Raw genomic sequence first — 10464 nt, forward strand, 5'->3', positions numbered from 1 at the left:
GGCCCGCACTGGCCCAGGTGTCGTAGTTGCTGGCAAGCGTGGGATCGTCAGGCTGCTGGTCGGTGATGCGTCCCTGTACCTTGATGACCTGGTCGTATTGTCTGCGGTTGACCGCCTTCAGATTGAAGCGCAGGCCTGCCCAGTCCTGGCGCACGGCGAGCATCAGCTCGTCGGCATAGCCGGTGCGGTCGAGGTCGTAGTACGTATCGTTGCTGGCCTGTGTGCCGAGCGTCCAATCGCTGTCCAGGCTGGTACGCCGCTCGCTGTTGTAGCGCAATCGGTTGACCCCATCGCGCAGACGCCAGGCAGCGATATCCCGTCCGTAGTAGCGGTTGGCGCCAGTGGTCAGGACCGTACCCGCGGCAACCTGCCAGCTCGCGGCAAGCCGCGGTGCAATGTTGGTGCGGCCAATGAAATCATCGCGCTCGATCCGGATGCCAGGACGAAAGGAGAAATCGCCGTAGCGCATGTCGTCTTCCAGGTAGAGGCCCAGACTCTGGCTGTCGAAGCCGATGTCACCGGTGGCGTAGCGCGTGCGACGGGTCAGGTACTGTCCCGGCCACCCGGCCACCGTGGTGCCCATCGAGCAGGTCAGCGTATCGGTGACGCCCGCGCGATTGGTGCAGGTGCTGGTGCGTGCGGGCGTGGTATAGGTGCTGTTCTCGGTCAGCCGCGCGTAGCTGAAGTCTTCGTGCTCCAGCACCATGCCGGCGCCGAAATGATGCGTGCCGCCCCACGCCTCGATTGCGTCCGTGTTGACGTCGAGCTTGTACTGAAGTCGCTTCTGGCGTTGTTCGATGTCACCGAACTCGCCCTCCAGCGTCGATGCGTTGGTGCCCCAGTCCTTGCTGGTCGAACGCGCCCAGGTCATGTAGTCATCCTGTTCGGCATCGCGCGACTGCTCGGTATCCGACCAGCCCAGCTGCTGGGTGATCGTGCCCCAATCGGCTGTCCACTTCGCACTCAATGAGGCCAGGGTGCCGCCGGTGTCGATGTGGATGCCGGCGTGGCGGATGTTGGAGCGGAAGAACTGGTTTTCTGTCGGGCTGTGGGTGACGCTGGCTTCCACGGTCAGCCGCTCATTGACGTCCCAGACACCTTTCAGCAGCGCCTGGGTGCTTTCCCTGCGCTGGACGGCCTTTTCCCGGCCATGATCGGCGACGAGGTGGGAAGAATAGAAATAGGTGGGGATGGTCGAACGTTTGCGGGTGAAGTTGGCCAGCAGCCCGATGTTGTCCGCGAGCGGTCCTTCAAGCGTGATCCGGGTAATGGCCTTCTCGAACTCCGGCTGGCCATCGCCCCAGGCCGATGCATTGGCATAGTTGTCCTGGTCGTTGGGATCGATGTGGTATCGCGTCCAGGATGAACGCGTGATCTGGTGCGACACGCTGCCCGATACCTGGTCCTTGGGACGGCGCAGCCGGGCATCGACCACCCCGCCGGTGAAACCGCTGTAGGCGGCAGACACGTTGCTGTCCAGCACGGTGAGGTCTTCCAGCAGCGCCGTATCCAGCGCGAGCGCCTGGCTTCCGCCCGGCGCGGCGAACAGCCGGTAGGGCGAATCTTCCTGGCCCGGATCAATGTCGTTGTTGAAGCTCATGCCGTCGATGAGGAAGCTGTTCTGGTAGAACTGCGCCCCGTTGATGCTGATGTCCGCGGGTGCGATATCGCCCGGCGTGTAGCTGCTGAGCTGGGCGTTGTCGAACTGCACGGCGGGGTTGATGCGCAGCATGCTGCCGATGTCACCGTTGCCGCTGGACTGCGATTGCAGGTACTCCTCATCCAGCTGCAATCCCTCGGCATACAGGAAGGAGGGTTGGGCCCCGCTCACCCGCAAGGCGGGCATGCGCGTGTTGCTTGATCGGGCGCCTGCCTGGCGCGCCAGCGTGTAACTGCCGTCGGCGCGCCGGATCGCGTGCAGGCCGGTGCCCGCCAACAGCTGGGCGAAGCCTTCTTCGACCGAGGCGGTGGACGGGATCGTAGGCGCACGGCGCCCGACGGTCAGGGCCGGGTCGAAGGACAGGGCAATGCCACGTTGCCCGGCAAAGGTGGACAGCGCGCGGCCCAGCGCGGGAGCGGACGTCGCCTCGGCCGGTTCGGCGGCGTGGGCCGAGGGGGTGAACAGGGGCGTGGTCAGCAGGGCGAGCGACAGCAGACTGAGCGGGAGGGCGGAGCGCGATCGGGTCATGGCGGGTGGGGGTCGGAAACGGGTTCTCTCACTTGCCCCGCGAGATCGAAAAAAGTGTCACCCACCGTGTTGGCCGACCGCCGTGGCAGGGTCAGCGTGCAGCGACGGTGACCCACAGGCGCCCCGCCACGTGCTGCACCCGAACCGGATAGGTGGCCTCCAGCATCGCCAGGCTGCGGTCGGTGTCATCGAGCGGGAATGCGCCGGACACCAGCAGCCCGGCGACGTCCGGGTCGCATCGCACGAGACCTCGCCGATGGCGTGCCAGCTGGGCCAGCACGGACTGCAGCGGTTGCGCATCGGCGATCAGCATGCCCCGGGTCCAGGCAGCCGCGGTTTCGTCCAGGGCAGCGCGCGTGGGCCCGGTGTCGGTACCGAACCACGCTTGTTCGCCGGCCTGCAACCGCCACGGCGGTTGCGATCCGGCATGGATCTCCAGAACACCCTCGAACAGCGCCACCTGCGTGCGATCGCCCTCGATGCGGACGTCGAAGCGCGTGCCCAGCGCGCGCACCCGGCCCTGTGCGGTCACCACCTGGAACGGGCGTGGCGGGGCATGCGTGTCGTGCCCAGTGGTCACGCGCATCTGCCCGCGCACCAGCCGCAGCTGCCGATGCCGGCCGTCGAACTGCACCAGAACGTGGGTATCGGTATCCAGGACCAATGCGGTACCGTCGGGCAGGCGGCGCTGGAGGCGCTCACCCACGGCAGTGCGCAGCGCACCGCCCGACGGCGCGGACCTCATCGACGCCCACCCGATCGCGCCGACCGGGGCCAGCGTCAGCCACATGCCGAGGCGCTTGATCGCGGCACGGCGCTGGCGATCCTGCGGGCGTCCCAGCACCGGCAGGGCCAGTCCGGCGGGAATCGTCCCGACCAGTTTCTGCAGGTGCTGCGCGCGCTGCCACGCGCGGGCATGGTCGGGGTGCTGCTGACACCATCGCTCGCAGGCGTTGCGCGCTGCACGATCGTCATCATCGGCATCCTGCAGGCGCAGCAGCCATTCGGCGGCCTGGGCAAGCACCGGGCGCGGAATGGGCGCCTCATCCTGGACCGGACCCTCAGCCGGCATACGCAAGGCAGCCCACCAGCGCGCGCTTCATATGCCGCTTGACCGTACTCAGCGACATCTGCAACCGCTGCGCGATGGCCTCGTAGCGCAGCCCTTCGAACTGGGCCAGCAGGAACACCTGGCGTGCGGCGGCGGGCAGGCCGTCCAGCATCGCGTCGATCTGCTGCAGTGCCTCACGCACCAGCGCCTGTTCTTCCAGCGAGGGCACCACGGCCGCGGGCACGGTGGCCAGGTGTTCCAGGTAGGCACGCTCCAGCGACTGGCGGCGGAACCAGTTGGCGGCCAGCCCGCGCGCGACCGTGGTCAGGAACGCGCGCGGCTCGCGCAGCGTGCCCAGGTCACGATCCTGCAGCAGCCGCGCGAAGGTGTCTTGAGTGAGATCGGCGGCGGTCTCGCGGCAGCCTACGCGACCGCCCAGCCAGCCCTGCAGCCAGGTGCGATGATCCCGGTAAAGGGCGCCGACGAACTCGCGTTGTGCCTGCATGGGAAGGCCTTGCGGTGTTGGCCGGGGCCACCTCCGCGCTATGATGATAATGAGAATGATTCGCAAGTATGGCAATACCGTCACTGTATTGCCAGTGCCCATTTGTCTTGAATCACTGCGCGACAACCGCATATCCGTTACATCTGCCAGCCAGGCTGGCTACTACACAGAAGAGGAACTCCCATGCGGATGGACAAGCTCACCTCGCGTTTCCAGCAGGCGCTGGCCGACGCGCAGTCGCTGGCCGTGGGTCGCGACCACAACATCATCGAGCCGGTGCACGTGTTCACGGCGCTGCTGGACCAGCAGGGCGGCAGCACGCGCCCGCTGCTGTCCCAGGCCGGGGTCAACGTGCCGGTGCTGCGTGAACGCCTCAACGAGGCGCTCGATGCGCTGCCGAAGGTCTCCGGGCAGGAAGGCAACCTGTCCATCGGCAATGATCTCAACCGGCTGCTCAACAACACCGACAAGCTGGCCCAGCAGCATGGCGATGCCTTCATCGCCAGCGAATGGTTCGTGCTGGCCGCGCTGGACGACAGCGGCACGCTGGGCATGGCGCTGCGCGCCGCCGGTGCCGACAAGACCCGCATCGACGCGGCGATCGACAAGATCCGCGGCGGCGAGAGCGTGCAGTCGGAGAACGCCGAAGAACAACGCCAGGCGCTGGAAAAGTACACCATCGACCTGACCGCACGCGCCGAGAGCGGCAAGCTGGACCCGGTGATCGGCCGCGATGAGGAGATCCGCCGCACCATCCAGGTGCTGCAGCGCCGGACCAAGAACAACCCGGTGCTGATCGGCGAGCCCGGCGTGGGCAAGACCGCCATTGTCGAGGGCCTGGCCCAGCGCATCATCAACGACGAAGTGCCCGAAGGGCTGCGTGGCAAGCGCGTGCTGTCGCTGGACATGGGCGCGCTGATCGCCGGTGCAAAGTTCCGTGGCGAGTTCGAAGAACGCCTCAAGGCGGTGCTCAACGACCTGGCCAAGAGCGAGGGGCAGGTGATCCTGTTCATCGATGAGCTGCACACCATGGTCGGCGCGGGCAAGGCCGATGGCGCGATGGACGCCGGCAACATGCTCAAGCCGGCGCTGGCGCGTGGTGAACTGCATTGCGTCGGTGCCACCACCCTGGATGAGTACCGCAAGTACATCGAGAAGGATGCCGCGCTCGAGCGTCGCTTCCAGAAGGTGCTGGTGGGCGAGCCCAGCGTGGAGGACACCATCGCGATCCTGCGCGGGCTGAAGGAAAAGTACGCCGTGCACCACGGTGTGGAGATCACCGATCCGGCGATCGTCGCCGCTGCCACGCTGTCGCATCGCTACATCGCCGACCGTCAGCTGCCCGACAAGGCCATCGACCTGATGGACGAGGCCGCCTCGCGCATCCGCATGGAGATCGATTCCAAGCCGGAGGAGCTGGACCGCCTGGAGCGTCGCGTGATCCAGTTGAAGATCCAGCGCGAGATGCTCAAGAAGGAAAAGGACGAGGCCTCCCGGCAGCGCCTGGCCGATCTGGAAAGCGATATCGATGCGCTGGAGCGCGAGTTCTCCGACCTCAACGAGATCTGGAAGTCGGAGAAGGCCACGCTGCAGGGCGCCACCCGGATCAAGGAGCAGATCGAGCAGGCCAGGCTGGAGCTGGAATCGGCCCAGCGCCGGCAGGATTTCGGCCGCATGAGCGAAATCCAGTACGGGCAGTTGCCGCAGCTGGAGAAGCAGCTGGCCGCCGCGCAGGAAGTGGAAACCACCGAGTTCAAGCTGGTCCAGGACCGGGTCACCGCCGAGGAGATCGCCGAGGTGGTCTCGCGCTGGACCGGCATCCCGGTCAACCGCATGCTTGAGGGCGAGCGCGACAAATTGCTGCGCATGGAAGACATGCTGCATGACCGCGTGGTCGGCCAGGAAGAGGCGATCAAGGTGGTATCCGATGCGGTGCGTCGTTCGCGCGCCGGCCTGTCCGATCCGGATCGCCCGAGCGGCTCGTTCCTGTTCCTGGGCCCCACCGGTGTCGGCAAGACCGAGCTGTGCAAGGCGCTGGCCGAGTTCCTGTTCGACAGCACCGACGCGATGATCCGCATCGACATGAGCGAGTTCATGGAGAAGCACAGCGTGGCCCGCCTGATCGGTGCGCCCCCGGGGTATGTCGGCTACGAAGAGGGTGGCTACCTCACCGAGGCGGTGCGCCGTCGTCCGTATTCGCTGATCCTGCTGGACGAAGTGGAAAAGGCGCATCCGGATGTGTTCAACATCCTGCTGCAGGTCCTCGACGATGGCCGCCTCACCGACGGGCAGGGACGCACCGTGGACTTCCGCAACACCGTCATCGTGATGACCTCCAACCTGGGCTCGCACCAGATCCAGGACATGAGCAGCGATGACAGTCCGGAGGCCTACACGCAGATGAAGGCGGCGGTGATGGGCGTGGTGCAGGCGCACTTCCGGCCGGAGTTCATCAACCGCCTGGACGACATCGTGGTGTTCCACCCGCTGGACAAGGTGCAGATCAAGCAGATCGCGCGTATCCAGATGCAGGGCCTGGAAAAGCGCCTGGCCGAACGTGGCCTGCGTATCGAGGTCAGCGACTCCGCATTCGAGCTGCTGGGCAATGTCGGCTTCGATCCGGTCTACGGCGCGCGTCCGCTCAAGCGCGCGATCCAGTCGCAGCTGGAGAATCCGCTGGCGCAGAAGATCCTGTCCGGCGATTTCCTCGGCGGCGACGTGATCCGCGTCGACGCGGCCGGGGGCAAGCTGGTGTTCGTGAAGGGGTGATCCTGCCCCGTGCCGGCGGCTTGATAGCCGTTTGGCCTCACGCCATGCAGCATTGGCATGAACCCCCGCCCCGGCGGGGGTTTTTTGTTCGGTATCGTCGGCGTTCAACCGGAGGAGACGAGATGTCCGAGCACGGCAGTCCCCCATCCCCGTGGCGCGCGGAGACCATCGCGGTCCACGGCGGCTATCGGCCCGATCCGACCACGCGGGCGGTGGCGGTACCGATCTACCAGACCGTGGCCTATGCCTTCGACGACACCCAGCATGGCGCGGACCTGTTCGATCTGAAGGTGCCGGGCAATATCTACACCCGCATCATGAACCCCACCACCGACGTGCTGGAGCAGCGCATTGCCGCGCTCGAAGGTGGCATCGGCGCACTGGCACTGGCCTCCGGGCAGGCGGCCATCACCTATGCGATTCAGACCATCGCCGAGGCCGGCGACAACATCGTCTCCTCCAGCGCGCTGTACGGCGGCACCTACAACCTGTTCGCACACACGCTCCCGCAGTTCGGCATCCAGACCCGCTTTGCCGACTACAACGACCCCGACGCGTTCGCGGCGTTGATCGATGACCGCACCAAGGCCGTGTTCGTCGAGTCGATCGGCAACCCGCGCGGCAACATCACCGACATCCAGGCGGTGGCCCGGATCGCCCACGCGCATGGCGTGCCGGTGATCGTGGACAACACCGTGGCCACGCCGTACCTGCAGCGCTCGTTCGATTTCGGCGCGGACATCGTGGTGCATTCGCTGACCAAGTATCTCGGCGGCCATGGCACCAGCCTGGGCGGGGCGATCGTGGACTCGGGGCGTTTCCCCTGGGCCGAACACAAGCAGCGCTTCCGTCGCTTGAACGAACCGGATGTGAGCTACCACGGGGTGGTCTATACCGAGGCGCTCGGGCCAGCGGCCTACATCGGCCGCGCGCGGGTGGTGCCGCTGCGCAACACCGGCGCGGCGATCTCGCCGTTCAATGCGTTCCTGATCCTGCAGGGTATCGAAACCCTGGCGCTGCGCATGGACCGGATCAACGCAAACAGCCTGGCCGTGGCCAGGCACCTGCAGAGCCATCCCAAGGTGGCGTGGGTCAACTACGCCGCGCTGCCGGATCACCCCGAGCACGCGTTGGTGCAGAAGTACCTGCGCGGCCATGGCTCCGGCGTGCTGACCTTCGGCCTGCCCGGTGGCCGCGTCGCCGGCGCGCGGTTCCTGGATGCGCTGCAGTTGTTCACCCGGCTGGTGAACCTGGGCGATGCCAAATCACTGGCCACCCATCCGGCCTCGACCACGCACCGCCAGCTGGATGCCGCCGAACTGGAAAAGGCCGGCGTCAGCGAAGACACGGTGCGGTTGTCGGTCGGCATCGAACACATCGACGACCTGCTGGCGGATCTGGAGCAGGCGTTGGCCAAGGCGTAGAGGTGGGGCCCACGGCGGCCGGTGCGGGCCGGCCGTCGTGGGGTTTTTTCCGTCCAAGCCATGCCGTTCCTGCAATGGGGGTATCGCCACGCCATGCGTGGCTGAGCGGACGGACGAAGGTGCAGCCACGCATGGCGTGGCGCTACCGGCGGGGTTAGCATCGGCTGGCGTTCCCGCAACTCCGCAAGATCGGCCACGCGGCGGCCCATGGGATGACGCACCCTGAGCGTCACCTTGAGAGGGAGCCCGCCATGAGCCGCATCGCCCAGGTCCGCTAACGCCACGGTATCGACCGCGTCATCGCCCATCTGCAAGCGTGCCTGCGTGCGGGCGATCCCTTGCCGGATCTGGAGACACTGGCCGCGATCGCGCACCAGTCACCGTTCCACTTCCATCGCCTGTACCGCGCGCTGACCGGCGAGACGCCCGGGCGCACGGTGGCCCGCCTGCGGTTGCTGCAGGCACTGCAGCTGCTCGGCCACGCGGAAAGCCGGGTGACCGACGTCGCCTTGAACGTCGGCTATGAAAGTCCGCAGGCGCTGGCCCGTGCCTGTCGCCAGGCGCTGGATGCCACGCCGAGTGCGCTGCGCGAGGATGCCGGGCTGCGCAGCCATTGGCAGCAGCAGCTGTCGCTGCCGGTCGGCGACCAGGCTGACGAGCGGGTGCCGCTGCGAGTGCCGCTGCGGGTGACGGTGACCACGCTGGAACCCTTCGATGTGGTGGCGCTGCGCCGGAAAGGTGCGTTCGAGGATCTGGACCAGGCATTTGGCGAGGTCTTTGCCTGGGCGGCGGAGCAGGGCTGGGCCGGGCAGCTGCAGCACCTGGTGGGTATCGCGCGCACCGATCACCGCGATGTGCCGGCGGGCGAGTGCGTGTTCGATTGCGGCATGGGCTTTGGGCGCACGCCGCAGGCGCTACCGGACCCGCTGCAGACGCTGACGCTGGGTGGGGGCGCGTATGCAGTGCTGCGCCACGTGGGCAGCTACGCACGCCTGGAGATGGCTACGGACACACTGCTGCGGGACTGGCTGCCCGACAGCGGCCACGTGCTCCGCGATGCGGAGCTTTACTACCACTACCTGGATGACCCGGAAGAGGTGCCCGAGGCCATCCTGCGTGCCGATATCTGCGTGCCGGTGGAGCGCCCTGGCACCTGAGAAAACGGCATACCCGCATGGCGTGGATCCATGCGCGGGCGGAGATACGCCACGCGTGGACGGGCATTGCCCTGGTGGTCCCTCACACCACCGGAATGCTGTGCTTGCCCATCGTGCGGTACGGCGGGGTTGCCATCACCATCTCGGCCAGCGAATAGGCCAGCTCGCGCTCGGCCATCACCGTGCCGTCGGCGCCATGCTCGAGCAGGTGCTTCACCTCGGCGTCGCTGTGCGCGCGGGCCAGCAGGGTCAGGCCGGGATTCAAGGCGCGCAGCTTAGCCAGCGTCTCACCGGCTTCCAGCGGCTGCGGGATGGCCAGCACGGCGATCTTTGCGCGCTCGGGATGGGCCTCGGCCAGCACCTTGTCCGAGGCGGCACTGCCGCGGATGCCGGGCAGGCCGGCGGCGTGCGCTTCGGCCACGTGTTCCTTGTTGTCGTCGATCACCAGCACCGGCACGCCGCGGTCGCGCAGCACCTGGGCCAGCGCGCTGCCGACGCGACCGTAGCCGATCACGATGGCATGGTCGTGCAGGTCCAGCGACGGGCCCGGCGGCAGTTCGGTCTCCACCGCGGTCGGGGTGGTTTCCTGGTGCTTGAGCAGCCAGCGGTCGAGCAGGCCGAACACCAGCGGGTTGAGCATGATCGAGATCAGCGCACCGGCCAGCACCAGCGCCTGGCCGGTGGGCGGCAGGATCTTCAGGGTCACGCCGAGGCCGGCGATGATGAAGGCGAACTCACCGATCTGCGCCAGGCTGGCCGAAATGGTCAGCGCGGTGCCGGTGGGGTGGCCGAACGCACGCACGATCACGAACGCGGCAGCGGATTTGCCGAACATGATGATCGCGGCGGTGGCCAGCACCTGCCATGGGTGCTCGATCAGGATTGCCGGGTTGAACAGCATGCCCACCGAAACGAAGAACAGCACCGCGAACGCATCGCGTAGCGGCAGCGAATCGTTGGCGGCCTTGTGGCTCAGTTCCGATTCGTTGAGCAGCATGCCGGCGAAGAACGCACCGAGCGCGAACGACACACCGAACAGCATCGCCGAGCCAAACGCCACGCCGAGTGCAATGGCCAGCACCGCCAGGGTGAACAGCTCGCGCGAGCCGGTACCGGCGATGCGTTCGAGGATCCAGGGGATCACCCGGCGGCCCACCACCAGCATCACCGCCACAAACAGGCCCAGCTGCACGAAGGTCCAGCCGATGCTGGCCAGCACGCTGCCGACGGTATGGGTTTCGTTGGCCGCATCCGGGCCGAACACGCCGGCCAGCACCGGCATCATCACCAGGGCCAGCACACAGGCCAGGTCTTCCACGATCAGCCAGCCGATGGCGATCTTGCCGCGCTGGGATTCCAGCAGGCGACGT

At 66.9% G+C, this 10464-nt stretch carries 7 protein-coding genes; 3 read left to right on the plus strand and 4 right to left on the minus strand.

Annotated features, from left to right (window positions below; translation table 11 throughout):
- From RTO53_RS12845 to RTO53_RS12855, 3 genes are all read right to left on the minus strand, one after another.
- The coding region (locus RTO53_RS12845; RefSeq protein ID WP_312238153.1) for a TonB-dependent receptor at positions 1-2188 on the minus strand (2188 nt) is incomplete at its 3' end.
- A 91-nt stretch (positions 2189-2279) separates the two neighbouring features.
- Positions 2280-3260, minus strand: a complete 981-nt coding sequence (locus RTO53_RS12850) for a FecR domain-containing protein (RefSeq protein WP_312238159.1) — start codon at positions 3258-3260, stop codon at positions 2280-2282.
- Positions 3250-3744 carry a sigma-70 family RNA polymerase sigma factor gene (locus RTO53_RS12855; protein WP_312238154.1) on the minus strand — a complete coding sequence of 165 codons (495 nt, stop codon included), beginning with the start codon at positions 3742-3744 and terminating at the stop codon, positions 3250-3252. Before RTO53_RS12855 ends, RTO53_RS12850 begins: the two co-directional genes overlap by 11 nt.
- A gap of 183 nt (positions 3745-3927) precedes the next feature.
- Between RTO53_RS12855 and clpB the strand changes: the two genes are divergently transcribed.
- From clpB to RTO53_RS12870, 3 genes are all read left to right on the plus strand, one after another.
- Positions 3928-6513 (plus strand): ATP-dependent chaperone ClpB, encoded by a 2586-nt coding sequence (gene clpB / locus RTO53_RS12860; protein WP_312238155.1) that lies wholly within the window; start codon positions 3928-3930, stop codon positions 6511-6513.
- 122 nt (positions 6514-6635) lie between these two features.
- Positions 6636-7937, plus strand: a complete 1302-nt coding sequence (locus tag RTO53_RS12865; RefSeq protein ID WP_312238156.1) for an aminotransferase class I/II-fold pyridoxal phosphate-dependent enzyme — start codon at positions 6636-6638, stop codon at positions 7935-7937.
- 338 nt (positions 7938-8275) lie between these two features.
- The gene (locus RTO53_RS12870; protein ID WP_312238157.1) at positions 8276-9094 is read left to right on the plus strand and encodes an AraC family transcriptional regulator; all 819 of its coding nucleotides are present in this window, start codon (positions 8276-8278) and stop codon (positions 9092-9094) included.
- A gap of 82 nt (positions 9095-9176) precedes the next feature.
- Here the strand turns inward: RTO53_RS12870 and RTO53_RS12875 are convergent.
- Positions 9177-10464 (minus strand): cation:proton antiporter (locus tag RTO53_RS12875; RefSeq protein ID WP_312238158.1); only part of this gene is annotated, 1288 nt, incomplete at its 5' end.

Source organism: Stenotrophomonas sp., assembly GCF_031995405.1.
Classification (GTDB): domain Bacteria; phylum Pseudomonadota; class Gammaproteobacteria; order Xanthomonadales; family Xanthomonadaceae; genus Stenotrophomonas.

Bases quoted from the DNA above. Each gene is read 5' to 3' on its own strand.
- RTO53_RS12850 (WP_312238159.1), bottom strand. From the start codon at position 3,260: ATGCCGGCTGAGGGTCCGGTCCAGGATGAGGCGCCCATTCCGCGCCCG.
- RTO53_RS12855 (WP_312238154.1), bottom strand. From the start codon at position 3,744: ATGCAGGCACAACGCGAGTTCGTCGGCGCCCTTTACCGGGATCATCGC.
- clpB (WP_312238155.1), top strand. From the start codon at position 3,928: ATGCGGATGGACAAGCTCACCTCGCGTTTCCAGCAGGCGCTGGCCGAC.
- RTO53_RS12865 (WP_312238156.1), top strand. From the start codon at position 6,636: ATGTCCGAGCACGGCAGTCCCCCATCCCCGTGGCGCGCGGAGACCATC.